Origin of the sequence: Gemmiger sp. An194, assembly GCF_002160145.1 — a bacterium.
Classification (GTDB): domain Bacteria; phylum Bacillota; class Clostridia; order Oscillospirales; family Ruminococcaceae; genus Allofournierella.
Window position 1 is genome coordinate 28,433 of the sequence record NZ_NFKA01000013.1, and the last position, 23,523, is coordinate 51,955.

Sequence of the window (23,523 nt, forward strand, 5' to 3'; positions counted from 1 at the left end):
CGTCCGCTCCTTTCCTCACAGCCAGTTCACTTGAGCAGTGCGGCACTGGCGGTACAACCCGAAGCTGGCCGCGCCGCCCATCACAAGGCTCGCGCCGCAGATGCCCCACAGGATGGTATTCATGCCGAAAAACGAGAAGATCATGTGGGCGACCATGGCGGCGATGTATCCCAGATACAGCAGAACCACCAGTCCCCAGCCGAAGATCTTCCAGCCGGTCTTCTGCACCAGCGACAGCCAGCCGCCCATGGCCCCCATGGCCCACAGCAGCAAAAACAGCGCCAGGCCGGAAAATCCCTTTGCCGGCAGGGTGAGAAGAATTCCCGCATCTTCCGGCATAAAAGCCGACACGCCCCAGTCCAGCAATGCCTGCATGGGCAGGCAGACCAGCGCCTGTGCGGCGATGGCCAGCTCCATGGTGGCCCACAGGCTTTTGCGCACCGCACCCATGGCCAGGCCGATGTTCACCAGGCTGCGTACCGTTGAGGAGCTGAGGATCGGGCACATGATAAAGAACACCATCACGCCGCCCCGGATATAGGTGGAAAATATGGAGTCCGGCCCAAACAGTGCCGTACTCGCCAGGCAGAACAACACAAACCCGAACAGTATGCCCATCCCGGTGGCCGGATACCGCCAGAAAGCTCTGATGTTGTTAACCATCCTGCACCTCCCCGTGGCCGCACAGGGCCACAAACACCTTTTGCAGGTTCAGCGCGGTCACATCCACATCCCGGCCGCGCACCGCCTGCACCAGCTCATTTTCGCTGCAGCGCACCGTTACCGCCTTGTGACGGCCCATCCGCTCGGTGGCAAACACTGTCAGGCCCGCCGCAGCCGCGTCCACCTCGTCCTCCCGGCCGCTGATCAGGTGGAACTGCGCCACCAGCTCCTCAGTGGGGGCCTGTTCCACAATGCGGCCCTCGTCCAGGATGATGACCTCCTCGAACACGGCGGCCGCTTCTTCAATAATATGGGTGGACACCACAAAGGTGCGGCCGGTCTCGGCGTAGTCCTCCAGCAGCAGCTTGTAGAACAGCTCCCGGGCCACCACATCCAGGCCCGCCACCGGCTCGTCCAGCAGGGTGATAGGCGCCCGGCTGGCCAGTGCCACCACGATGGTGACCATGCTCAGCATGCCCTTGGACAGCTTATTGATCCGCTTATTCTCCTCCAGTCCGAACCGCTGGGCCAGCCGGTGGGCGTAGGCGTCGTCCCAGTTTTTGTAATAGATGGAGGCGATGCGGAAATAGTCCTTCACCTTCAGTCCGGCGGCCACGCTGTTGGGCGCGCCGGAAAACTCCCGGGAAAAGCACAGCCGGCTCAGCGCCGCCGGGTTCTCCCACACCGGTGCATCGCCATAGGTAATCCGGCCGCCGTCCGCCGCCAGCTGGGCAGTGAGCAGGGCCAGCAGAGTGGTCTTGCCCGCCCCGTTGCGGCCGATCAGGCCATAAATGCGGCCCGGTTCGATGGTCAGGTCCAGGTTTTTCAGCACCTCTTTGGTTCCAAAGCTCTTGTTCAGGCCCACGGCCTTCAATGCCATCTGTTCCATACTCATGTTCCTCCCCGGCCCTTACTGGGCCTCGCTGTAGGCCCGGCGGATCATGCCGGCCAGTTCCTCCTCGCCCAGGCCCAGGCTTTTCGCCTCTTTTGCCAGGGCGGTCACATACTGCTGGTAAAAAGCGGCCCGGCGCTTTTGCTGCACCAGCGCCACCGCACCCTCGGCCACAAACATGCCGATGCCCCGCTTTTTGTACAGCACGCCCTCATCCACCAGCAGGTTGATGCCCTTTGCTGCTGTGGCCGGGTTGATGCTGTATTGCCTTGCCAGCTCGTTGGTGCTGGGCACCTGCTCGCCCTCCTGGTAGATGCCGCGCAGGATGCTGTCCTCCAGCATTTTTGCGATCTGCAGATAGATGGAACTTTGATCGTTCAGCGTTCCATTCACAGCCTCGGCCTCCTTTCCGCCTCTTGTTTATTAGTTCATTACTTGTGTAACTAACTATACCACCTATGGCAGAATCTGTCAAGGTCCGTCGGGCGCAAAAAGGCTTTTGCCGCCGCCCCAGACGTGGTATACTACCCAGAGACAACCCAAAAGGAGAAAACACCCATGCCCACTCTTTCCCCCATCGCACCGGACCTGCTGGCCTGGTTTTCCAAGAACGCCCGTACTCTGCCCTTCCGGCAGGACCCCACTCCCTATCACATCTGGGTCAGCGAGATCATGCTGCAGCAGACCCGGGTGGCCGCCGCGCTGGAATATTACGACCGCTGGATGAAGGCCCTGCCCACCATCCGGGACCTGGCCGAGTGCGACGAGGAAAAGCTGCACAAGCTGTGGGAGGGGCTGGGCTACTACAGCCGGGTGCGCAATCTGCAGAAGGCGGCCCGCATCGTGTGCCAGGAATACGGCGGCCAGCTGCCCGCCGACCATAAAAAGCTGCTGGCGCTGCCCGGCATCGGGGACTACACCGCCGGGGCCATCGGGTCCATCGCCTTCCATCTGCCGGTGCCCGCGGTGGACGGCAACGTACTGCGGGTGTTCAGCCGCCTGTACAACGACGACCGGGACATCGCGGACCCCAAAACCAAAAAGGCCTATACCCAGTGGGTGATGGAGCACCAGCCGCCGGAGGCGCCCGGCCCCTACAACGAGGCATTGATGGAGCTGGGTGCGCTGGTCTGCCTGCCCAACGGCGAGCCGCTGTGCGAAGCCTGCCCGCTGGCCCACCTGTGCCGAGCCCGCCAGGCCGGCACCCAGAACACCCTGCCGGTGAAAAAAGCCGCCAAAGCCCGCCGCATTCAGCCGGTCACGGTGCTGCTGGTCAGAAGCGAAAAGGGCTGGCTGCTCCAGCGCCGCCCGAACGCCGGCCTGCTGGCCGGACTGTGGCAGCCCGTCCTCTTTGAGGCGGAGCTCTCCCGTCAGGAGGCCGCCGATCGGCTGGCGGCCCTTGGCCTTTCGGTCCGGCTTGGCAATCCCCTCAAGCCCGCCAAGCACATTTTCAGCCACATCGAGTGGCGCATGAGCGGCTGGCAGGCCGAGGCCGGGGCAGCTCCGCTTCCCGCCGGCTATGTGTGGGCAGACCGGGCCACACTGGAGCAGCAGTACACCCTGCCCGGAGCCTTCAAGGCCTTCCGCCCGCTGCTGGAAACAGAGGGCTGAAACATCCGCTTTTTCGTGCATGTTCACAAATTCATATTGTATTCCACCGCCCGGCGGGATATAATAAACCTATATACAACGAATTCCGGACCGGTGCATTTTGCCCGGCCATACTCAAGGAGGAATCGATTATGAAGCATTCTACCTTTGTTGCCGTTCTGCTGTTTCTGGCTGGTGCCGTAGGTGCACTGACCGCTGCCTGGCTGTACATCCGCCGCCGCGAGAAGGAGCTGGACGAATACGAGCAGCTGCTGTTCAGCGAGGACTTTGACGACGAACCCCTCAGCGCCGAGGAGGACGTGGACGTCGCCGACGAAGTTCAGGAGCCCGTGGACGAGGCCTGATTCATCAAACAAGCACAAAAATGCCGCCGGGGAAATCCCCCGGCGGCATTTTTTCGTTTGTTTCGGCTTACGCCTGCCAGATCAGCTCGGGGCCGATCTCGGCCAGGCTGTGCACCCCGCACATGGCCATGGTATCCTGCAGCTCCGCCTTGAGCTTTGCGGTGAGCAGCGCCACACCCTCGGCCCCGCCGCCGTATACGGCGGTCACATAGGGACGGGCCAGCAGGGCAGCGTCCGCGCCCAGCGCCAGTGCCCGGAATACATCCAGACCGCTGCGGATGCCGCCGTCCACCAGAATCATCATCCGGCCCTTCACGGCCTTCGCAATGGCGGGCAGCACCTGGGCCGTGGGCGGCACACCATCCTGCACCCGGCCGCCGTGGTTGGATACCACGATGCCCGCGGCCCCCGCCTCCAGCGCCTTCTCGGCGCCCTTCACGGTCATGATGCCCTTCAGAAGAAAGGGCACGCCCGCGTATTCGATGATCTCCCGCAGCTCCTCCACGGTCTTGGGGCCGGCGGGCGGGTTCAGGCCCTTCAAAAAGGGCAGGCCCGCGGCGTCGATGTCCATGGCGAACACCTTCGCACCAGCGGCCTTCGCCGCGTCCAGCTTGGCAAACAGAGTGTCCCGGTCCCAGGGCTTCACGGTGGGGATTCCCCGCCCCTCCGACTGACCGATCACCTGTGCCGCCGCCAGAAACACACTGGGGTCGGTGCCGTCGCCGGTAAAGGCGGCGATGCCCGCTTGTGTGCAGGCAGGCACCAGAATGCTGTTGTATTCATGGTCGGTGAATTTCTCGCCGTAGTGCAGCTTCACCGCGCCCACCGGCGCGGCAAACACCGGCAGCTCATAGGTCTCGCCGAAGAATTCAAACCGGGTATCCACCGGCTTATTGTCGCAGATGGTGTCCATATTCACGCAGATCTTCTGCCAGGCCTCATAGTTGGCCGCCGCCACAGTGCCGGTGCCCTTTGCTCCGGGGCCGGGTATGGTAGAGCCGCAGGCCCGGCCGTTGCACACCGGGCACGCCTTGCAGTAGGGGCCGCTGCAGGTGCGGGCAGCGGCGAGCATTTCCTGATAGGTCATGGTTTCATTCCTCCCTTTGCTGCTTTTGATTCTAGCCCCGGCGCGCCCGGTGTGTCAAGCCATGGATTTTTTGCTGTGCATTGGCGGCAAATATGGTATAATGATACATATTATGGGGTTTTGTGCCCCATTTTACCGACTGCCTGAAAAGGAGGCCGCTGGATGAAACGATTTTTCCTGTGGCTGCTCATGGTTGCCCTGTTCACCGGGGCCATCGTTGGAGGCAGCCTCGCCTTTTTGTATTACCACATTACCGAAGAAGATCTGCCGGAAAAGGCCATCACCCTGGCAGGTCAGACCCTGGACGAGCCGGTGGGCTACCAGTGGACGGTGCCCATCCTGGGCGGTATGGTCTGGCGGGAGCTGGACCTGAGCCCCGGTTCGGCCATTCAGACTCTGGAGGCACCCATCACCACCGCCAACGCCGAGCTGGTGCTGGCCGAGGGCATGACCGAGAGCGCCACCACCCTGCTGCTGCAGACCAAGGAGGGCGAAACCCTGTTCGAGGGCGGCGCCGCCCAGTGGAAGGACTACACCTTCCCCGAAGACGGCGTTTATCTGCTCACCATCCGTGCCGGCTGTGAGGACACCGGCCAGCGCCCGGGCAAGGCCTACGGCTGGTACCAGTACCAGTGCCGCTTTACCGTAAGCGCCGCGGCCAGCATCACCCTTTCCAGTGAATCGGTGCGGCAGGGCGACACTGCGGCCATTTATGTGAACGGCCTTCTGGGCCAGCAGTCCGACCCGCCGGTGGCCGATACCGATCTGGGCCAGGTCTGGTTCGCCCCGGTAAGCGGCGGCTGGATCGGCTACCTGGGCATTCCCTATAACGCCCCGGGCGGTGACCATACCATCACGGTGGAGGTGGGCAGCGAAACCCTGACCGCCACCCTCACGGTGGGGGCCAGCCAGTACACCACCACGACCCTGAGCGGCGGCGACGCCACCGCCGAGGCCAACGCCCAGTTCCGGGACAAGATTTACGGCTTCTACACCCAGGGCACCAATGAAAAGCTGTGGACCGGGCGGTTCTCGCCCCCGGTGCAGGGCAACATATTCCAGCCCTACGGCGCATATCTTATCGCAGATGACGGCTCCCGTGCGGGACAAGCCACCAACCTTACCTACGTGACCACGCCCGGCAGCGAGGTGATCGCCCCCGCTCCCGGCAAGGTGCTGCTGGCGGAAAACCTGCTGCTCACCGGCAACACCCTGGTGATCGACCACGGCTGCGGCGTGAAAAGCTATCTGTATCACCTGCAGGATCTGAACGTTTCCGTGGGCTCGGTCCTGACCCAGGACCAGGTTCTGGGCCACGCGCAGAACACCCTGATCTGGGAGGTCCGGGTGGGCAACAAGAGCGTGGACCCGGCCAAGCTGACCCAGACCACAGGCGGGCTGTTTTTCCAGCCCTGAACCCGCCGCGCCCCGCGCGGCCCAAACCCTTGATGTGAGGTGGAATCATTGAACAAAGACGAAAAGCAGCCGGTGAACAGCGGCGTTCAGCCCGGTTCCGAAACGGACGAGGCACAGCCGGAAAACGGCCTGCAAGCCACTGAAGAGGCCGCACCCGAACAGGAAAACGGCAGCGGCACTTCCGGCGAGGAACCGGAAGAGGACGGCGAATTTCTTGACCCGGAAGACGATGAGTATCTGGATGAGGAGGAATACGACTGGGAGGAGGACGTGCCCCTCAGCTTTGGCGCACGCCTGTTCAGCGCCTCCACCTCGCTTTTGCGGTGGATTGTGCTGGTGGCAGTTCTGCTGGCGCTGCTTCTGGGCGGCACCTTCTTCAGCATGTACCGGAACGTGAGCCTGAACAGCCTGCCCCAATACGAGGTGAGCTGGGCAGGTCAGGCACTGGATGCCGTCGGTTATGACTGGTCGGTGCCGGTGATGGGCTTCCTGCACCGGGACTTCTCCAAAAAGCCGGGCAGCAGCTGGCAGGATCTTGAGCTGGTGAGCGAAAGCCACCCGGAACTGGCGCTGCCGGAATATACCACCGCCCAGCTGACCATTCAGAACGAGGCGGGCGAAACCCTGTTTGAGGGAGACGCAGCTGCCTACAACGACTTCCATTTCAGTGAGAACGGAGCCTACTCCGCCACCCTCACGGTGACCTCCCCGGAATCCACCGGTGCCCAGGGCTCCTATACCTATCAGTTCAACTTCCAGCTGGAGGCCCAGCCCCGGCTGGTGCTCTCGGGCACCGGCGTTACCCAGGGCAGCGTGATCGGCGTGCGGCTGGAGGGTGTGCTGGGCGATATGGTTCCCGCCCTGACCACCGAGCTGGCCGAGATCCCGTTTACCCAGTATCAGGGCGAGTGGGTAGCCTTTGTGCCGGTGGACTACAACCAGATGGCGGGCGAATATGCCATCAGCGCCACCGTGAACGGCCAGACCGTTACCGAGACCGTGCAGGTGTACGGGCGGCAGCGCCGTGAGCTGGACACCTACACCATCGACGGCACCTCTGCCATCCCCTATGTGGGCGCACTGCCCAAGAACATGGATTTCCTGTGGGAGATCAACGATCCGGACATCTATTGGGACGGCTCCTTCATCCAACCGGTGGAGGGCAAGATCCTGCGGGACTACGCGGTGCTGGAATACACCGACCGGCTGGACCCCACCGACCCGCTGAACGCGGCCATCCCGCTGGACCAGATCGCCGCCTATAACGCCAACATCGCGCCCCGTCGCAGCATCAACGTAACGCTGGCCACCACCTCCGGCAGTACCGTGGTAGCTCCCGCTGCCGGCCGGGTGGTCTATGCCGAGACCAACGGCAGTCTTGGCCGTGTGGTGGTGATCGAGCACGGCTGCGGCGTGAAGAGCCTGTTCTATCTGCTGGGCCGCCGGGATGTGGACGAGGGCGACTTCGTGACCCAGGGCCAGCAGATCGGCACCACTCAGGGGCATGTGATCTGCGAGATGCGTGTGGGCGACATCCCTGTGAATCCCTGGGATGCCTGGCGCGGAACCGGCGGGCTGTTCTTCTGAGCCCGTCCGTTTCCCATTTTCCAAGGAGCGTTGTCATGCATAAAACCCAAACCCTTACCCGCACTGCCATGGGGGCGGTAATCATTGCTCTGTGCGCCTGGATCAGCATTCCGGCGGCAGTGCCCTTCACCCTGCAGACTCTCGGCATCTTTCTGGTGCTGACGGCACTGGGGCCCCGTCAGGGAACCGGGGCCATTCTGGTCTATATCCTGCTGGGCCTGATCGGCCTGCCGGTCTTTGCCGGTTTTTCCGGAGGTCCGGGCGCGCTGATCGGCCCCACCGGCGGCTACATCGTGGGCTTCGCCCTCATCGGCTTTGCCTGCCTTTTGACCCAGTGGCTTCCCCTGCCCGAGCCGGTCCGCTGCACGGCAGGCTGCCTGCTGGGACTGGCGGCCTGCTATGCCTTCGGCACCATCTGGTTCATCCGGGTGTCGGCTGCAAACGGCAATGTTTACAGTCTGCCTGCGGTGCTGGCCATGTGTGTAGTACCTTTTATCCTGCCGGACTGCATCAAGCTGGTCCTGGCGCTGGTCATCGGCCGCCGCCTGGCACGGGCACTCCGCCCTGCAGGCACTGTCTGCTGATCGGCTTTTCACAACACAACAAAAACGGAAGGCCCGCTGCAAATGCAGCGGGCCTTCCGCTTTGTTCTTTTATTCGGCTTCCTCCAGCGCAAAATCCCCCAGTGTCAGCTCGTCCAGCGCAGCCTCCGGCTCCGCGGCCAGACGGCGGCTCTGGTTCAGAATCGCCCGTTCCAGAAGATTGCGGGCCATGCGGCCGTTGCCGTTTTCATCGGCATTCTCTGCCTGCGCCCGGGTGAAGCATTCGGTCAGCGGTGCCTGACAGCCCTCCGCCAGCCGGTAGCCCCGGCCCTTTGCATTCAGCTCCAGAATGCGCCACAGCTCCTCGCCGGTGTAATCCGGGAACTCGATCTTGTTGGGAAAACGGGAGGCAAGGCCGCTGTTGGCGGTCAAAAACTGCTCCATCTCTCTGGAATAGCCCGCCAGAATCACCACCAGATCGTCCCGGTGATCCTCCATGCCCTTCACCAGCGTGTCAATGGCCTCCAGTCCGAAGCTGTCGTCCTTGCCCCGGTAGAGGGAGTAGGCCTCGTCGATGAACAGCACGCCGCCCAGCGCCGAGCGGATCACCTGATTGGTAAGGGGCGCGGTGTGGCCCACATAGCGGCCCACCAGATCCGCCCGGCTCACCTCCACCAGCTGGCCGCCCCGCAGCGCGCCGATGGCCTTCAGATATTTGCCTACCAGTCGGGCGATGGTGGTCTTGCCGGTGCCCGGATTGCCCGCGAAGATCATATGCATGGAAACCGACCCGGTCTTCATACCCGCCTGGGCCCGGCGCTGGTTAGCCTGCACGCTGTCCTTCAGGCGCAGCACGTAGTCCTTCACCTCGGCAAGACCCACGATGTTTTCCAGCTCCCGGTCCACCTCGTCCAGCATGCCGGTATACTCCTGCCGCAGCAGGCCCAGCAGATCCTCCGGCTGACCGCCGTCCACCACGACCAGCGCCCGGCTCTCCGGGGCCGTGAGCGCAGCCGCCGCGCCCACCGCCGGTTCTTTTTCCAGCTTATACTCTGCCAGCGCCTGAAAGCACCGGTCATAAAATTCCCCGATGGGCTCCGCGCCCCGGCCGGGGCTTGCCTGCCGCCGGGCCAGCGCCTTGAAATCCTCATCCGCCGTGACGGTCAGCTTCAGCTGCCGGGCCGCATGCTCGGTCAGCTGCTCCAGCCCGCGCCCGGCAATGGCCGACAGCTCCTCTTCGGTGAAGGGCCGGGTGGCGCACACATCGCTCAGCGCGTTCACCATGCCCGCACCCATCCGGTCCGCCAGCTTTTCCGGGCCTTTCTCGCTCAGGAACACCAGATACTTTCCCCGGGGCGTCAGCTGGCTCACCGCATCCGGCACCAGAGCGGTGCCCACATCCACCAGCATTCCCTTCTGCACCGCATAGCGGCTGTTCAGCGGGGCCTTGCCGGTCTGGGCCAGCGCCGCCAGCATGTTCAGAAAGCCCGGGTGGCACCGCTCGTAATGGCAGAACACCAGGATCTGCCCCGGTCCGTTCAACGCACTGTACAGGTCCTGCAAAAACAGCTTCTCCTGCCCGGGGCCCGGGTAAAGGCCCAGGTCCATCCAGGCGATCTGCGGCCCGCTCAGCAGCTTGCGGTCCGCCATTTCCCGGGCAATGGCCTCCAGCGCCGTGTGCTTGCCGGTGCCCGCCGGGCCGTGGAGCAAAAGCACACCCCGGGCGGTTTCCCCCGCCGTACCCAGTACGAAGGGCCGCTTGAAGGCCCTCACCAGCTGTTTGAGGAATTCCGGCTGACCCAGCACGCTTTTTCCAAGCGTTTCCTCCAGCCCGTCAAAGGCGTCCGCCTGCGCAGGGGTGAGCACAGTGCGCCGGGCCGCCTGTGCCTCGGCTTCGGTGAGCAGGCCGTCCCGCTGCATGGTGTGCTCCAGCTCGCCCCCCAGCCGGCTGATCTCCTCGGCCTGGCGGGCCAGCGCTTCGCTCAGCGCCTGCTGATTCTTTTGCAATGTCTGCTGTGCATCCTGTGCCGGCTTCTGGCTCTGGGCCGGTTTTGCCGCACCCGCCCGCAGCCGCCCGCCGGGGCCGAACACTCCGTTCATCAGGTCTTCCCAATCGCTTGCTCCCATGGCTCGCGCCCTCCTTTTGCCGTCTGGCGGCAGTCATCTGCCCTTATTGTACCACAGACCGCGGCCGTTTTGCGGAAAAAAAACAAGGCATCCAGCCGCTGGCCGGATGCCTTGTTTGAAAATCACACGTTGCCGAACTCGCTGAGCTCCAGGCCCTCGTTGTGCTGCTGGGCCCAGTTGATGGCCCAGGGGGTGGTGAAGAGCAGCAGCTTGTTGCCCTTCAGGTCCTCGATGCGCTTGGTGTCGCTGGTCAGGTCCAGATCCTTCGGGTCCAGGTCCTCGTTCTCGATCCAGCGGATGTGCTCGAAGGGAAGCTTCTGCATGCGGATGTCCACGTTGTACTCGTTCTTCAGCCGGTACTCCAGCACCTCAAACTGCAGCACGCCCACAACGCCCACGATGACCTCCTCCATGCCGCCGTTCAGCTCGCGGAAGATCTGGATGGCGCCCTCCTGGGCCACCTGCTCCATGCCCTTCACGAACTGCTTGCGCTTCATGGTGTCCACCTGAGTGATCCGGGCGAAATGCTCGGGCGCGAAGGTGGGAATGCCCGCATACTGGATCTTCTCCTTGCCGGTGCACAGGGTGTCGCCGATGGAGAAGATACCCGGGTCAAACAGACCGATGATATCACCGGCGTAGGCCTCGTCCACGGTGGCCCGGTCCTGAGCCATCAGCTGGGTGGACTGGGCCAGCTTGATCTTCTTGCCGCCCTGCACGTGGGTGACCTCCATGCCGCGCTCGAACTTGCCCGAGCAGATGCGCATAAAGGCAATGCGGTCCCGATGGGCCTTGTTCATGTTGGCCTGGATCTTGAAGATGAAGCCGGAGAAGGTATTCTGGGCAGGCTCGACCAGCTCGTCGCCGCTCTTGCGGGGCAGCGGGCTGGGAGACAGGCGCAGGAATTCCTTCAGGAAGGGCTCCACGCCGAAGTTGGTCAGCGCAGAGCCGAAGAACACGGGGCTCAGGCGGCCGGTCTGCACGGCTTCCATGTCGAAGTCGTAGCTGGCGCCGTCCAGCAGCTCGATGTCCTCGGCCAGCTTCTCATGCAGGGGCGCGGTGATCAGCTCGTCCAGGCTGGGATCGCCCAGCTCGGCCTCGATCTTGTCCAGGATCTTCACGCCGTTGGCCTTGCCGTCGCTCTGGAAGGCCAGAATGTGGCGGCTTTCCCGGTCGAACACGCCCTTGAACTCCTTGCCGCAGCCGATGGGCCAGTTCATGGGATAGGTCTGGATGCCCAGAATGTTCTCGATCTCCTCCATCAGGTCAAAGGGGTCCCGGGCCTCACGGTCCATCTTGTTAATGAAGGTGAAGATGGGGATATGACGCAGGGTGCACACCTTGAACAGCTTGATGGTCTGGGCCTCAACGCCCTTGGCGGCGTCGATGACCATGACCGCCGCGTCGGCGGCCATCAGGGTGCGGTAGGTGTCCTCCGAGAAGTCCTGGTGACCGGGGGTGTCCAGGATGTTGACACATTTGCCGTCGTATTCAAACTGCAGCACCGAGCTGGTAACCGAGATACCGCGCTGCTTCTCGATCTCCATCCAGTCGCTGACCGCGTGGCGGGCGCTCTGCTTGCCCTTAACGCTGCCTGCCTGCTGGATCGCGCCGCCGTACAGCAGCAGCTTTTCGGTGAGGGTGGTTTTACCGGCGTCCGGGTGGCTGATGATCGCAAAGGTGCGCCGGCGCTGGATCTCTTGCCGTAAATCGGCCATAGATGCTTGTCCTCCTTATATTCTGGGGCGGCACACACGCGCCGCACGAGGTTTGGTCCTTTAAAAACACAACACTCTATATATTATTACATCCAAAAGGGCTTTTGCAAGGGGAAATGCGCAAAAACAAAGGGTTTTCGGGCTTTTCACCAGCCCTTTTTGCGCACAAAGCAGGGCAGCGGCGCGGTGGGCGCCCAGTTGGCGAACTCACACACCAGCACCGTGTATTCCCGGATGGGCAGCGCCCGGAAAAATTCCAGCAGAGCATTCTTCTCCCCGTCACCGTTGGGGCCGCCGCTGTACAAACAGGCCGCCAGAATTCCGCCGGGCCGCAGCGCCGCCAGCGCGGCCTCCACCGCGGGCAGGCTGCTTTTCGGGGTGGTGAACAGGCTGTGGTCCGCCCCGGGCAGATAGCCGAAGTTGAAGACCACACAGTCCGCGCTGCCCGCTTCCACCAGCTGTGCCAGATTTGCGTGGTCCGCCTGCACCGCCCGGCCAATGTCCGAAAGGCCCGCCGCGGCCAGCCGGGCATTGGTGTTGTCCACTGCCTGCTGCTGCAGATCCAGCGCCAGCACCCGGCCCCCCGGCCCGGCCAGACGGCACAAAAATTCCGTATCGCCCCCGTTGCCGCAGGTGGCATCCACAAAAAAGCCGCCGGGCAGCAGATTCTGCCGCAGAAAATCGTGGGTCAGGCCAACCGCGGTGGGGTCCGGCACCCGGTGCCTGCGCCAGAGATTCCCGGCAGGGGAAAAGCCGAATTTTTCCGCCAGCGCCTTCTCAGCCGGGCTCTCCCCCAGCGTCAGAAAATGCAGGCTTTCGCCGGTATATCCGCCGGTGCTTTTCAGCACCTGCCGCAGCAAAAAGCTGCCGTAGCCCTTCCGCCGCCAGGCCGGGTCCACCCAGAAGGAGGCAAGCTGCCAGCCCTCGCCCTGTTGAACACAGCTGCACCGCCCCACAAGCAGTTTTTCTTTATATAACAGGAATTCTTCTCCTTCACGTATCACCCGCACGCCATTGCCCTGCCTTTCCAAATATGATATGCTTATATGGTATGAGCCCGGGCATCATTCCGCGCCCGGAATCATACCAATTATACATGGATTTCACAGTTTTTTCACCCGGCCATAAAATGTTTTTCACGGCGGGCGGATAGACTATAACCAGAACGATAAGCAAGGGGCCGCAGAAGCGGCGTTTCATTGGAGCAAACGCCCCGGACCCCCTGTTCACCTGAAAGGATGATAGAGTATGGAAAACAAATGGGAATATGATTATTCCGGCAGCTACCCGAACAGCGGCGGCGGCAACCCCACCCCCGCTTCCTACACCCCGATGGGCCCCACCGGTGAACCCTCCATGGGCGCCGGCAGCAGCACCGACTACACCACCCCCGGCGCTTCCACGCCCGGCTTTGGCCCCTCCGCTCCCATGGGCGGCGAACCCCAGCCGCCCCGCATGAAAAAGAGCCATCCCCGGCTGAAGAAGGTGGCCGCGGGCGCCCTGGCACTGGTGCTGGTGGCAGGCGTAAGCTTCGGCGGCGGCTACGCGGGCTTCTACGTGGCCGACAAGACCAGCAGTGCCCGCATCGTGTACCAGAGTGCCAATCCCTCCGGTACCGCCACCAGCAGCACCGACGGCTCCGCTTCTCTGGACCCGCTGGTGAACGTGATCAATTCCATCACCCCCAGCGTGGTGGAGATCACCACCGAGCAGATGGTCACCACCAGCTACGGCTTCTGGGGCGGTCAGCAGATTGTGAGCGGCGCGGGCAGCGGCGTGATTTTCACCGCTGACGGCTACATCATCACCAACGCCCATGTGGTGGAGGGTGCCCAGCAGATCACCGTGAAGCTGAACGATGGCACCACCTACAACGCCACTCTGATCGGCTCGGACTCCCAGAGCGACATCGCGGTCATCAAGATCGATGCCTCCGGCCTGACCCCGGCGATCCTGGGCGACTCCGACACCATCGCCATCGGTGAGACCGCCATCGCGGTGGGCAACCCCAGCAACCTGGGCGTGACCTCCACCGACGGCATCATCAGCGCGCTGAACCGCAGCGTGACCGTGGAAGGCAACACCATGAACCTGATCCAAACCAGCGCTGCCATCAGCCCGGGCAACTCCGGCGGCGGCCTGTTCAACTCCAAGGGCGAGCTGATCGGCATCGTAAACGCGAAGAACGCTGATGAGAACGCCGAGGGTCTGGGCTTCGCCATTCCCATCAACACCGCCAAGGCTGTGGCCCAGGATCTGATCGAAAACGGCTACGTGACCGGCCGTCCTGTTCTGGGCATCACCGTGGTGAGCATCACCGACGCCCAGACCGCTATGCAGTACGGCGTTTCCACTCTGGGCGCTTACGTACAGAGCGTTACTGAGGGCAGCGGCGCTGCCAACGCCGGCATGAAGGTTGGTGACCGCATCGTGAGCGTGGGCACCAAGACCGTGACCACCGCCACCGATGTGACCAACGCCCTCCAGGACTACGCCGCGGGCGACACCGTTCAGGTTCAGGTGGACCGGAACGGCGAGCTGATCACTCTGAATGTGGTTCTGGGCGAAAAGACCCAGGCCTGATCCCTATACCGATCCCGATTTTTCATATCGTTTCCTTTTTCTGTTTTCACACGAGGGCAGGGGGCCGCACAGGCGTGCGGCCCCCTGTTCTTTTTTTCCGCTTTGCATTGACGCATCCCGCCCAAACAGGTATGATTAAACTATTCCCCCACCGCTGCGCCGCCAGCGGCGACACAGGGCCGGGTCACCGGTGAAAGGAGCCTTTTATGAACGAGATCAAGCGTCGGGCCATCCAGAAAACGGTCCAGGGCCTGAATGAAAACTACCAAAGCCACGAGCTGCTCACCCTGAAGCAGGGCATGGAGCTGCCCAACCGCAAAGCAGTGATCAACATCCTGCGGGACCTGAAAGAGATCATCTTCCCCGGCTATTACGGCCCCGACAGCCGCCTGGGCGATTTCGGAGACCACTATGCCGGCTACCGGCTGGACCGGCTGTATGACGACCTGCGCTCCCTGCTGGCCACCGCCCTGCTGTACGAGTGCGGCAAGGAGGGCTGCCAGCTGCACACCGAGCCCCGGGCCGATGAGGTATGCGCCGCCTTTTTTGAAAAGCTGCCCACCTTGCAGCAGACTCTGCTGAAGGACGTGCAGGCAGGCTTTGAGGGCGACCCCGCCGCCAAAAGCCGGGAGGAGATCATCTTCTGCTACCCGGGCTTTTACGCTATCTACATCTATCGGGTGGCCCACGAGCTGTATCTGCAGAACGTGCCCTACATCCCCCGTATCATGACCGAATACGCCCACAGCAGCACCGGCATCGACATCAACCCCGGCGCGCAGATCGGCGAATATTTCTTCATTGACCACGGCACCGGTGTGGTCATCGGCGAAACCACCATCATCGGCAATCACGTGAAGCTGTATCAGGGCGTTACTCTGGGCGCGCTGTCCACCCGCGGCGGCCAGCAGCTGATGGGCGTGAAGCGTCACCCCACCGTGTGCGACAATGTGACCATCTATTCCGGCGCCTCGGTGCTGGGCGGCGAGACCGTGATCGGCGAGAACACCACCATCGGCGGCGGAACCTTCATCACCGAATCGGTGCCCGCCAACAGCCGCGTGCTGGCCAAACGCCCCGAGCAGACCATCAAATCTCCCACCGATGTGACCGACTGATTTTCCGTACAAACAAAAGCGCCGCAGAGAGACAAGGTCTCTCTGCGGCGTTTTTTATCTTGCGGTTTGTTCCCATCGGCGGATACAGCCCCGCTCCTCCTTTGCCTGATAGAGGGCACTGTCGGCATTTTTAAGCAGCTGTTCCGGATTCATACCCGGCCGGCACTCGGCCATACCGAAGCTGGCCCCTACCCGACAGGGCGAAAACAGGCAGATGCCCTCCAGGGCCTTGCGAATCCGCTCGCAGGTCTGCACGATGCGGCTGGACTCCGGCGCGTGGAACACCATGCAGAATTCGTCGCCCCCATAGCGGAAAGCTGCATCCTCTCCTGCATAGCTGCGCAGGATGCCCGCTACCATCTGCAGGCAGGCATCGCCCTGCAAATGGCCCAGGGTGTCGTTCAGCTGCTTGAAACCATCCAGGTCCATCATCACCACAACGCCCTGCCCGCCGGCGCACAGCTGGCCCAGCCGGTCGTCCAGTGCCATTCGATTCAGCAGGCCGGTCAGGCCGTCCCGCCGCAGCTCCCATTCCTGCCGGGCGGCCTGGCGGATACGCTCCCGCTCGTAATAAATGGAGACAAGGCTCAGCAGATAACAGCCCAGCAGCATCACCAGACCCAGCAGCCAGTTGATGCGATTTTCCACATTTTCCAGCCGGTGGCGCTGGGTGGAGTCCCAGACCACCACCAGATCCACCACCGGTACGCCCAGCAGGCACACCGCCGCGGTGATGGAGGTGAGTCGGTAATCGCCGTAGGAAACGGTGAGCAGAATGGCCACCACCGGAAGCAGGATCAGCGCCGGGAACAGGCTGTGCACCCCATACAGCACCAGGCACACCCCCGCCATACACAGCGACACGAGCACCTGCCGGATCTGCCCCTTCCGCCGACTGTTCACCGCCAACAGGCCGATCAGCACCAGAATGCTGTTGAGCGCCACCGGGATCAGCAGATACTTGATGGCATAACGGGTGGGGTCGGAATTCACAACCCCCTCGATCCGGTTCAATGCAAAAGCCATAATGACTTCCAGCAGCGCTGCAGCCAGCGCAAGGCTGGCGGTCATCCACCAATGCAGCCGCATCCATTTTTCGTTTACTGTGTTCCATTGCTGACCGTTTACCGGGTGCATCCGCGTTCTCCTTTGCCTTGTGGTCCACGCCCGTTCACATGTATTTCATTCGTTTTCTCATTATACCAAATCCCCCGGACCGGCACAATCAAAACCATCCTCCGCAATTCCTCTTCGGCAGGCAAACAAAGGCGGCCCTCCTGTTGTCGGAAGGCCGCCCTCGGCATTTTTGTTTCGGTTTGACTGTGGGAAGGCCGTTTGCCTGCCTTGTCCGCGGACCATACTTTCAGGGAAGCGTTCAATCCTCCAGCGCAATCACATCACAGAACACCGCCTGGGTCTTGGTACCCAGCTTGCGGTCCTTGTGGTAACGGCCGAACAGCCATTTTTTGTACTGGGCCTTGTCCATGATCTGGCCGAAGAAGGTGTGCAGCCAGTTGGGCTGGCCCTGCATCAGCTGGGCAAATTCCAGAATCTTCAGCGGTGCGTCGTGAGTGAGAATGTAGTCCACCTGCCAGCCAGCGGCTTCCAGGTTGTCGGCGCAGGTCTTCAGCTCCTCGCTGGTGGGCAGCTCGGCCCGCCACCAGTTTATGCCCTCGTCCCGGTCCTCCTTGTCCCAGCTTTCGGCGCCGCCGAAGCAAAGAAGCTTTTTGCCCTCAATTTCCAGAATACTGCCCCGCTGAATGTAGTACAGATTGCCGCCGATGTGCCGGGCCTTACCGCCCATATAATCCACCTCGGGATATTCCTTCAGCAGGTCGAAATTTTCATGGCAGCCGTCGATGAACAGCAGCTGGTAGCGGCGCTTTTGCAGCCATTTCAGCTTTTTCTGTTCCGCCTTGTCACCGCTCCACAAAAAGCCGAAATCCCCCAGAACGATCAGGGTATCCTGCTTTTTCAGCCGCTTTATCTCTTTTTCCGAAAAGCGCTCCACCTCGCCGTGGATATCGCCGGTCACATAAATCAAGCCTTGCCGCCCACCTTTCACCAGAAAAACACTTTATAAACCCTGTAAAAAATGCTATAATACAAGGTAAATCACTGGGCAATCTGCCCGGGAATCAATCGCTTTTTTCGGGCATTTTGCCCGTTTGCTCCGCCGCACTCCATCATCGGAATGATGCGGTATTGACCTAAATATTTTAACGCGTTTAAAAGGAAAAGTCCACATGAAAAAATTCATCGCGCTTTTGCTCGCCCTGGTTTTCATGGCCGCGATTTTCGCGCTGCCCGCCGGGGCGGTGGGATTTGAGCCCCCCTTCGAGATCTCCGGCAAGGCTGCCTACATCGTGAATACCGACACCAACATCATCGTATACGAAAAGAACAGCGAGGAATCGCTGCCCGCCGCCAGTCTGACCAAGATCATGACCTGTATCCTGCTGGTGGAGCAGTATGAGGACCAGCTGGACACCGTGACCGCCGAGCTCACCGCCTCCATCCGGGACTCGCTCTACGGCAAAGGCATGGCCAGCGCGGATATTCTGATGGGTGAGCCTCACACCCTGCGCAGCCTGATGTATGCTGCACTGGTGCCCAGCGCAGCGGACGCTGCCATGATCATCGCCAATACGGTAAGCGGCGGCAGCATCGACAACTTTGTTTACATGATGAACAGCAAGGCCAAGGAGATCGGCTGCTCCGGCACTACCTTTGTGGACCCGGTGGGCATGAGTCTGGAGAATGTGACCACCGCCCGGGACATGTACCTGATCCTGCGCTACGCCATGAGCTTTGACACCCTCAAGGAGGCCATGGGTACCCTGAAATGGGATATGGGCCAGGACTACATGCCCAGCCGCTACTCCGCCTCCATGCCCTATATGCTCTACAGCACCAACAAGATGCACGACAAAGCCCTGGGCGCGGAATACTACCGGGACTACAACCAGGGCGGCAAAACCGGCACCCTGGAGGACTGGCAGAACTTCGCGGGCTGGCACACCAGCACCGACACCGGCGAAAGCTACATCAGCGTGGTTCTGAACAGCCCCAACTCCATTGACCCCTACGAATACCCCACTAAGCGCCCGGCCCTGTACGAAACCGGCCTGCTCATGGACTGGGTGTTTGAAAGCTTCGCCATCCAGCCCGCCATGCAGGTGGGCGAGCCGTTGGCCGAGGTGAAGGTGAAATACTCCACCGACGCGGACACCGTGATGCTCTATCCGGCAGATGACATGATGACCATCCTGCCCAAGAACACCGACGAGAGCGTGACCCAGAAGACCTATAATCTTCCGGAATATGTCACCGCCCCGGTGAAGAAAGGCGATGTGATCGGCACTGTGACCCTTTCCCTTTCCGGCCAGACCATCGGTGTGGTGGAACTGACCGCCGACCGGGACCTGGACCGCAACACCCTGCTGTTCACCCTGTCCAAGATCGGTGAATTCTTCGGCGGGCTGTACTTCAAGGTGCTTCTCTGCGTGAGCTCCGTAACCGCTGTGGCCTATGTGATTCTCTACTACCGCCATCAGGCCACCCGCAAGACCAACCGTCGGCCCCGCCGACCCTCACTTTGATCCGGCACCCTTGTAACACCAAAAGCGCCCCGTTATCCCTTGCAGGATAACGGGGCGCTTTTTTCTGCCCGGTGGCAACGATCATTCCCGCCGCACACCCAGCCGCCGGGCAATTTCCAGCAGATGCTCCACATCCGCCTGCACCAGACGACCGCGCACATCCGGGGGCAGATTGATCACCACCGGGTTTCCCGCCTGCCAGGCATCCCGGCACTGGTGCACCACCTGCTCGGTATCCAGCAGGGGCTTCTGCTCGTAGATATTGGAGTAAAACCAGCTGAAGCCCTCCCGGGAGCAGACGGTCATCTCGAAGGGCAGATAATAGGTCTCGCCGCCAAAGGTATACAGCTTCGCATCGTCCGGGCGGCAGGGATGGGGGTCCCACAGCCGGAAATCGCAGGGAAACATCCGCAGCGGGTCTCCATTGCGGCAGCGGACCGGCAGATACCGCTCGTCCGGCCCGCCGGCGGTGTCGGTATCCACACCCACTGTATGGTTGATTCCGATCTAGCATTCCGGCTGCAGCCGCTTCACCAGATCATACAGCTCCTCCAGCCTCCACTGGCTGCGGGCCTTATCCCAGCCGCCGTCCAGCCACAGCTCGGCAATGGGGTCGTACCGGCCGTCCATCAGCTCGGTGAGCTGGGCCTGCATGTAGGGAATGTATTCCCCTGCAAAATCCCGGGTATAGCGGGGTTCCGAGCGGTCCCACAACGAGTAGTACAGCCCCAGCGCCAGCCCGTATTTTTTGCAGGCGGCAGCCACCGCAGCCACCACATCGGTGGTGGCTGCCGGAGCAGCGCACGCTGTAATCGGTGGTGTGGGTATCCCACAAACAAAAGCCGTCGTGGTGCTTGGTAATGACCACCACATAGTTCATCCCCGCCTGCCAGGCCGTGCGCACCCACTGGTCCGCGTCGATGGCGGTGGGCTGATAGGACAGGTCGGCGATTCCGCCGTCCGACCATTCCACATTACCAAAGGTGTTCACTCCAAAGTGCAGAAACATACCGAAGCGTCGGTCCATCTGGCATTTCTGGCCCGCGCTGGGTCTGCGGGCGGGGACGGGTGCAATCAAAGACATGGTATCAGCCTTCCTTTTCGTGATGCAGCCGGATGCGCCCGGCCTTTCGGGTCGATTATACTCAAAATCGCTTGCACAAAAAAGAATGCGGACATAAAATAAATGGAACACCGGTATCTTTTTCAAGGAAAGGGCGGAGGATGTATGGTGCTCTATCAGCCGGAGTTTTTCGGCGCGGAGGACTTCTTCTTTGCGGAGCCGGTGCGGGACGAAAGCTTTCCGCCCCACCTGCACCGCTGCCTGGAATGGATGTATCTGGTCAGCGGAAGTGTGGAGCTGCGCTGGAGGAGGGGCGGGAGGTCCTTTCGCCCGGTCAGGGAGCACTGCTTTTGCCCGGCACCATTCATTCCTTCCGCTGCCTGAGCGCCGGAGAATCGTTTTATCTTTGCTTTGCGCCGGAATGGGTTCCTGCCTTTTGGGAAGGCTCCCGTGCGCTGCACCCTGACCGCCCGGTTTTCACCCCGGACCCGGCGCTGGCCCGGCAGCTGCTGGCGGCAGATGGCCGCGACCGGCTGCACACCAAGGGGCTGCTGTATCTGCTGTGCGCGGAATTTCGGAATCAAACCTCCTGGCAGCCCGCTCCCAAACGGCAGCTGGAGCCGGTGTGCCGCCTGATGGAGCAGGTGCAGGCAGGCTTTGACCAGCCCCTCACACTGGAGGGCCTGGCCCGGACGATGGGCTACGAGCCCCATTATCTTTCCCGGCTGGTGCGCCAGCGGCTGGGCGTGACCTTCACGGAATACCTGAACCGCTACCGGGTGGCACTGAGCTGCCAGATGCTGCGGGAGCGGGACTGGCCCATCACCCGCATCGCCGGACAGTGCGGCTACGGCAGCCTGCGGAATTTCAACAAGGCGTTCAAAGCGATCACCGGTCTGACACCCCGGCAGTACCGACAGCAAGCGGCAGCGGGCAAAACCACTCCCCTCCCGCCGCAGAAAAATGGCCTGGGAGCGCCCTCTTTCCCCGGAAAAACACTTTATTAACAATCGAAACAATGTTATAATATAATTTAATCCCAAACGCGGGAACCGGTTTCATCCGCTGTTTTCCTGCCCTTCCGCGCCGTATGCCGCCCGGGGCCTTTTCCCGGTTCTTTTTGCAGGGCCGCTTGCGGACATGCTGGATTCCATCGCCCAGTTTCCCGCGCCCATCGGGTGCTGTGAACGGCAAAGCCGCGGCCTTGCCGAATACCTTTTTGAGAGAGAGTTGGAGCTTTATGTTGGATGTGAAACGCAACCTGACCACCATCATGGACTTTTACGAGCTCACCATGGCCGCCGGGTATCTGGAGGAAGGCTACGAGGACAAGATCAGCGTGTTCGACATGTTCTTCCGCAAGATCCCGGACGGCGGCGGCTTCGCCATCATGGCCGGTCTGGACACCTTTATCGACGCTGTGGAGAACCTGAAGTTCACTCCGGAGGACATCGAGTACCTGCGGGGCACCGGTGTGTTCAACGAGCGCTTTTTGAACTACCTGAGCAACTTCGAACTGCACTGCAACATCTGGGCCATTCCCGAAGGCACCCCCATCTTCCCCCGGGAGCCCATCGTGACGGTGGAGGGCCCCTCCATCGAGTGCCAGCTGCTGGAGACTCTGCTGCTGGTGACCATCAACCACCAGTGCCTGGTGGCCACCAAGGCCAACCGCATCGTGCGCAGCGCCCAGGGCCGCCCGGTCATGGAGTTCGGCGCCCGCCGCGCTCAGGGCTACGACGCCGCTGTTTACGGTGCCCGCGCTGCCTACATCGGCGGCTGCTCCTCCACCAGCTGCGTGATGGCCGCCCGCGACTTCGGCATTCCTGCCTCGGGCACCATGGCCCACAGCTGGGTGCAGATGTTCCCCAGCGAGTACGACGCCTTCAAGAAATACGCTGAGTTGTATCCCGATTCCTGTGTACTGCTTGTTGATACCTACAACGTGATGAAGAGCGGTGTGCCCAACGCCATCAGGGTCTTCGACGAGGTGCTGAAGCCCCAGGGCAAGCGCCCGGTGGCCATCCGCATCGACTCCGGCGATATTGCCTACCTGTCCAAGAAGGCCCGCAAGATGCTGGACGCTGCCGGTTACGAGGACTGCGGCATCTGCGCCTCCAACAGCCTGGACGAGTACATCGTGCGGGATCTGATTCTGCAGGAGGCCAAGATCGACAGCTTCGGCATCGGCGAGAACCTGATCACTGCCAAGAGCGATCCGGTGTTCGGCGGCGTATACAAGCTGGCCGCCGTGAAGGACGGCGAGGACTACATCCCCAAGATCAAGGTGAGCGAGAGCGCTGAAAAGCTGACCATTCCCCTGCTGAAAAAGGTGTGGCGCATCTACGACCACTACACCAAAAAGGCCATGGCCGACTATGTGGCCGTGTTTGACGAAGAGGTAGAGGTGGGCGACGGCCTGACCCTGTTCGATCCCTTCCAGACCTGGAAGGAGCGCACCTACACAAACTGCTCGGCAGTCTGCCTGACTACCCCCATCTACGAGAAGGGCAAGCTGGTCTACGAGCGCCCCAATGTGACCCAGATCCGGGAGCGCTGCACCGTGCAGCTGGAGAACCTGTGGGAGGAGATGCGCCGTTTCGAGTATCCCCACCGGTATTATGTGGACCTGTCCCAGAAGCTGTGGGACTGCCAGCACAAGATGCTCACCGAGCTGAGCAAGGTTACCGGCAAATCGGCGGAATAACGCCCTGCCCGCACATAAAATAACATCACCCGGGGAAGACTATTCCCCGGGTGATGTTTTTATGCTGCGAAACACAACTTTGTTTTTTGTGGGGGCCTTCGGCTACGGGCAGATCGAGCTGCTCTACCGGGGCTATACCCACTGGACCATGCTGCTTTCCGGCGGGGTGATTCTGCTGGTGCTGCGCGAACTGGACCGTGCCCTCCCCCGCCGGGTGCCGCTGCTGGCCCGCTGTGCGGCGGGCGCAGGCTGCATCACCGGCATGGAGCTTGCCATGGGCCTTGTGTGCAACCGGCTGCTGGGCATGGGCATCTGGGATTACTCCGACCGGTGGGGCAACTTATGGGGCCAGATCTGCCCCCGGTTCAGCCTGTACTGGTTTTTACTGTGCATCCCGGTCTTTGTCTGCTTTGCCTGCGCCGACCGGCTGCATGCCGCTTTACGGCCCGCCTGAACCACTTGT

23 protein-coding genes and 1 pseudogene are annotated in these 23,523 nt (G+C 61.8%); 12 read left to right on the forward strand and 12 right to left on the reverse strand.

All coding sequences use genetic code 11. From position 1 onward, the window contains the following. Window positions 1-15: 15 nt before the first annotated feature. The 3 genes from B5F28_RS09270 to B5F28_RS09280 are packed head-to-tail and all read right to left on the reverse strand — an operon-like array spanning window position 16 to window position 1,948. Window positions 16-663, reverse strand: a complete 648-nt coding sequence (locus B5F28_RS09270; protein WP_087295515.1) for a hypothetical protein — start codon at window positions 661-663, stop codon at window positions 16-18. Then, window positions 656-1,552: an ATP-binding cassette domain-containing protein gene (locus tag B5F28_RS09275; RefSeq protein WP_087295517.1), complete on the reverse strand. Its 897-nt coding sequence runs from the start codon at window positions 1,550-1,552 to the stop codon at window positions 656-658. The genes B5F28_RS09270 and B5F28_RS09275 overlap by 8 nt, the downstream gene beginning before the upstream one ends. A 21-nt stretch (window positions 1,553-1,573) precedes the next feature. Next, window positions 1,574-1,948: a GntR family transcriptional regulator gene (locus B5F28_RS09280; protein ID WP_164474886.1), complete on the reverse strand. Its 375-nt coding sequence runs from the start codon at window positions 1,946-1,948 to the stop codon at window positions 1,574-1,576. Between the two features lie 165 nt (window positions 1,949-2,113). Here B5F28_RS09280 and mutY point away from each other — a divergent pair, with 165 nt between their 5' ends. Together mutY and B5F28_RS09290 are read left to right on the forward strand one after the other, a co-directional pair. Beyond that, entirely contained in the window at window positions 2,114-3,166 is a 1,053-nt protein-coding gene (gene mutY / locus B5F28_RS09285) for an A/G-specific adenine glycosylase (RefSeq protein WP_087295519.1), read from the forward strand. Between the two features lie 131 nt (window positions 3,167-3,297). Then, a complete protein-coding gene (locus B5F28_RS09290) occupies window positions 3,298-3,510 on the forward strand; it encodes a hypothetical protein (RefSeq protein WP_087295521.1) in 213 nt (70 codons plus the stop codon). A gap of 67 nt (window positions 3,511-3,577) precedes the next feature. On the opposite strand, the gene B5F28_RS09295 is transcribed toward B5F28_RS09290, so the two are convergent. Continuing rightward, complete coding sequence (locus B5F28_RS09295) at window positions 3,578-4,597, reverse strand: alpha-hydroxy-acid oxidizing protein (RefSeq protein ID WP_087295523.1); 1,020 nt, start codon at window positions 4,595-4,597, stop codon at window positions 3,578-3,580. Window positions 4,598-4,759: 162 nt separating this feature from the next. Here B5F28_RS09295 and B5F28_RS09300 point away from each other — a divergent pair, with 162 nt between their 5' ends. The 3 genes from B5F28_RS09300 to B5F28_RS09310 are packed head-to-tail and all read left to right on the forward strand — an operon-like array spanning window position 4,760 to window position 8,184. Next, entirely contained in the window at window positions 4,760-6,013 is a 1,254-nt protein-coding gene (locus B5F28_RS09300; RefSeq protein ID WP_087295525.1) for a murein hydrolase activator EnvC family protein, read from the forward strand. A 48-nt stretch (window positions 6,014-6,061) separates the two neighbouring features. Continuing rightward, window positions 6,062-7,600, forward strand: coding sequence for a M23 family metallopeptidase (locus tag B5F28_RS09305; protein WP_087295527.1), 1,539 nt, complete (start codon window positions 6,062-6,064; stop codon window positions 7,598-7,600). Between the two features lie 35 nt (window positions 7,601-7,635). Next, a complete protein-coding gene (locus B5F28_RS09310; protein WP_087295529.1) occupies window positions 7,636-8,184 on the forward strand; it encodes a biotin transporter BioY in 549 nt (182 codons plus the stop codon). Window positions 8,185-8,253: 69 nt separating this feature from the next. Here B5F28_RS09310 and B5F28_RS09315 read toward each other — a convergent pair whose 3' ends face one another. The 3 genes from B5F28_RS09315 to mnmM all read right to left on the reverse strand — a co-directional run bounded on the left by B5F28_RS09315 (window position 8,254) and on the right by mnmM (window position 12,997). Next, window positions 8,254-10,269 carry an AAA family ATPase gene (locus B5F28_RS09315; RefSeq protein WP_087295531.1) on the reverse strand — a complete coding sequence of 672 codons (2,016 nt, stop codon included), beginning with the start codon at window positions 10,267-10,269 and terminating at the stop codon, window positions 8,254-8,256. 122 nt (window positions 10,270-10,391) lie between these two features. Then, on the reverse strand, window positions 10,392-11,987 hold the full coding sequence (locus B5F28_RS09320) for a peptide chain release factor 3 (RefSeq protein WP_087295533.1): 1,596 nt from the start codon (window positions 11,985-11,987) through the stop codon (window positions 10,392-10,394). Window positions 11,988-12,133: 146 nt separating this feature from the next. Continuing rightward, window positions 12,134-12,997 carry a tRNA 5-(aminomethyl)-2-thiouridylate-methyltransferase MnmM gene (gene mnmM, locus B5F28_RS09325; protein ID WP_087295535.1) on the reverse strand — a complete coding sequence of 288 codons (864 nt, stop codon included), beginning with the start codon at window positions 12,995-12,997 and terminating at the stop codon, window positions 12,134-12,136. 238 nt (window positions 12,998-13,235) lie between these two features. On the opposite strand from mnmM, the gene B5F28_RS09330 reads away from it, so the two are divergent. Beyond that, complete coding sequence (locus tag B5F28_RS09330) at window positions 13,236-14,570, forward strand: S1C family serine protease (protein WP_087295537.1); 1,335 nt, start codon at window positions 13,236-13,238, stop codon at window positions 14,568-14,570. 206 nt (window positions 14,571-14,776) lie between these two features. Next, window positions 14,777-15,688, forward strand: a complete 912-nt coding sequence (locus B5F28_RS09335; RefSeq protein WP_087295539.1) for a serine O-acetyltransferase — start codon at window positions 14,777-14,779, stop codon at window positions 15,686-15,688. Window positions 15,689-15,742: 54 nt separating this feature from the next. On the opposite strand, the gene B5F28_RS09340 is transcribed toward B5F28_RS09335, so the two are convergent. Together B5F28_RS09340 and B5F28_RS09345 are read right to left on the reverse strand one after the other, a co-directional pair. After that, a complete protein-coding gene (locus tag B5F28_RS09340; RefSeq protein ID WP_087295541.1) occupies window positions 15,743-16,825 on the reverse strand; it encodes a GGDEF domain-containing protein in 1,083 nt (360 codons plus the stop codon). Between the two features lie 238 nt (window positions 16,826-17,063). Continuing rightward, on the reverse strand, window positions 17,064-17,723 hold the full coding sequence (locus B5F28_RS09345) for a metallophosphoesterase (protein ID WP_247643461.1): 660 nt from the start codon (window positions 17,721-17,723) through the stop codon (window positions 17,064-17,066). 211 nt (window positions 17,724-17,934) lie between these two features. Here B5F28_RS09345 and B5F28_RS09350 point away from each other — a divergent pair, with 211 nt between their 5' ends. Further along, the gene (locus B5F28_RS09350; protein ID WP_087295545.1) at window positions 17,935-19,290 is read left to right on the forward strand and encodes a D-alanyl-D-alanine carboxypeptidase family protein; all 1,356 of its coding nucleotides are present in this window, start codon (window positions 17,935-17,937) and stop codon (window positions 19,288-19,290) included. An 81-nt stretch (window positions 19,291-19,371) separates the two neighbouring features. On the opposite strand, the gene B5F28_RS15145 is transcribed toward B5F28_RS09350, so the two are convergent. The 3 genes and pseudogenes from B5F28_RS15145 to B5F28_RS15430 all read right to left on the reverse strand — a co-directional run. Next, window positions 19,372-19,779 carry a hypothetical protein gene (locus tag B5F28_RS15145; RefSeq protein ID WP_247643456.1) on the reverse strand — a complete coding sequence of 136 codons (408 nt, stop codon included), beginning with the start codon at window positions 19,777-19,779 and terminating at the stop codon, window positions 19,372-19,374. Window positions 19,780-19,797: 18 nt separating this feature from the next. Continuing rightward, window positions 19,798-20,163, reverse strand: a complete 366-nt coding sequence (locus B5F28_RS15150; RefSeq protein ID WP_275532617.1) for an alpha-L-fucosidase — start codon at window positions 20,161-20,163, stop codon at window positions 19,798-19,800. Beyond that, window positions 20,144-20,374: pseudogene (locus B5F28_RS15430) on the reverse strand (alpha-L-fucosidase); the annotation flags it as partial. The gene B5F28_RS15150 and the pseudogene B5F28_RS15430, both read right to left, overlap by 20 nt. 144 nt (window positions 20,375-20,518) lie before the next feature. On the opposite strand from B5F28_RS15430, the gene B5F28_RS15155 reads away from it, so the two are divergent. From B5F28_RS15155 to B5F28_RS09370, 4 genes are all read left to right on the forward strand, one after another. Continuing rightward, entirely contained in the window at window positions 20,519-20,737 is a 219-nt protein-coding gene (locus tag B5F28_RS15155) for a hypothetical protein (protein ID WP_247643457.1), read from the forward strand. Continuing rightward, entirely contained in the window at window positions 20,704-21,360 is a 657-nt protein-coding gene (locus B5F28_RS09360; protein WP_247643458.1) for a helix-turn-helix domain-containing protein, read from the forward strand. The genes B5F28_RS15155 and B5F28_RS09360 overlap by 34 nt, the downstream gene beginning before the upstream one ends. A gap of 233 nt (window positions 21,361-21,593) precedes the next feature. After that, the gene (locus tag B5F28_RS09365; RefSeq protein ID WP_206423071.1) at window positions 21,594-23,060 is read left to right on the forward strand and encodes a nicotinate phosphoribosyltransferase; all 1,467 of its coding nucleotides are present in this window, start codon (window positions 21,594-21,596) and stop codon (window positions 23,058-23,060) included. Between the two features lie 61 nt (window positions 23,061-23,121). Next, complete coding sequence (locus B5F28_RS09370; protein WP_087295550.1) at window positions 23,122-23,514, forward strand: putative ABC transporter permease; 393 nt, start codon at window positions 23,122-23,124, stop codon at window positions 23,512-23,514. Window positions 23,515-23,523 lie beyond the last annotated feature (9 nt).

Bases quoted from the DNA above. Each gene is read 5' to 3' on its own strand.
- B5F28_RS09275 (WP_087295517.1), bottom strand. From the start codon at position 1,552: ATGGAACAGATGGCATTGAAGGCCGTGGGCCTGAACAAGAGCTTTGGA.
- B5F28_RS15150 (WP_275532617.1), bottom strand. From the start codon at position 20,163: ATGTGGTGGTCATTACCAAGCACCACGACGGCTTTTGTTTGTGGGATA.
- B5F28_RS09270 (WP_087295515.1), bottom strand. From the start codon at position 663: ATGGTTAACAACATCAGAGCTTTCTGGCGGTATCCGGCCACCGGGATG.
- B5F28_RS09310 (WP_087295529.1), top strand. From the start codon at position 7,636: ATGCATAAAACCCAAACCCTTACCCGCACTGCCATGGGGGCGGTAATC.
- B5F28_RS09315 (WP_087295531.1), bottom strand. From the start codon at position 10,269: ATGGGAGCAAGCGATTGGGAAGACCTGATGAACGGAGTGTTCGGCCCC.
- B5F28_RS09350 (WP_087295545.1), top strand. From the start codon at position 17,935: ATGAAAAAATTCATCGCGCTTTTGCTCGCCCTGGTTTTCATGGCCGCG.
- B5F28_RS09335 (WP_087295539.1), top strand. From the start codon at position 14,777: ATGAACGAGATCAAGCGTCGGGCCATCCAGAAAACGGTCCAGGGCCTG.
- B5F28_RS09290 (WP_087295521.1), top strand. From the start codon at position 3,298: ATGAAGCATTCTACCTTTGTTGCCGTTCTGCTGTTTCTGGCTGGTGCC.
- mutY (WP_087295519.1), top strand. From the start codon at position 2,114: ATGCCCACTCTTTCCCCCATCGCACCGGACCTGCTGGCCTGGTTTTCC.
- B5F28_RS09370 (WP_087295550.1), top strand. From the start codon at position 23,122: ATGCTGCGAAACACAACTTTGTTTTTTGTGGGGGCCTTCGGCTACGGG.
- B5F28_RS09295 (WP_087295523.1), bottom strand. From the start codon at position 4,597: ATGACCTATCAGGAAATGCTCGCCGCTGCCCGCACCTGCAGCGGCCCC.
- B5F28_RS09365 (WP_206423071.1), top strand. From the start codon at position 21,594: ATGTTGGATGTGAAACGCAACCTGACCACCATCATGGACTTTTACGAG.
- B5F28_RS09340 (WP_087295541.1), bottom strand. From the start codon at position 16,825: ATGCACCCGGTAAACGGTCAGCAATGGAACACAGTAAACGAAAAATGG.
- B5F28_RS09320 (WP_087295533.1), bottom strand. From the start codon at position 11,987: ATGGCCGATTTACGGCAAGAGATCCAGCGCCGGCGCACCTTTGCGATC.
- B5F28_RS15155 (WP_247643457.1), top strand. From the start codon at position 20,519: ATGGTGCTCTATCAGCCGGAGTTTTTCGGCGCGGAGGACTTCTTCTTT.
- B5F28_RS09300 (WP_087295525.1), top strand. From the start codon at position 4,760: ATGAAACGATTTTTCCTGTGGCTGCTCATGGTTGCCCTGTTCACCGGG.
- B5F28_RS09330 (WP_087295537.1), top strand. From the start codon at position 13,236: ATGGAAAACAAATGGGAATATGATTATTCCGGCAGCTACCCGAACAGC.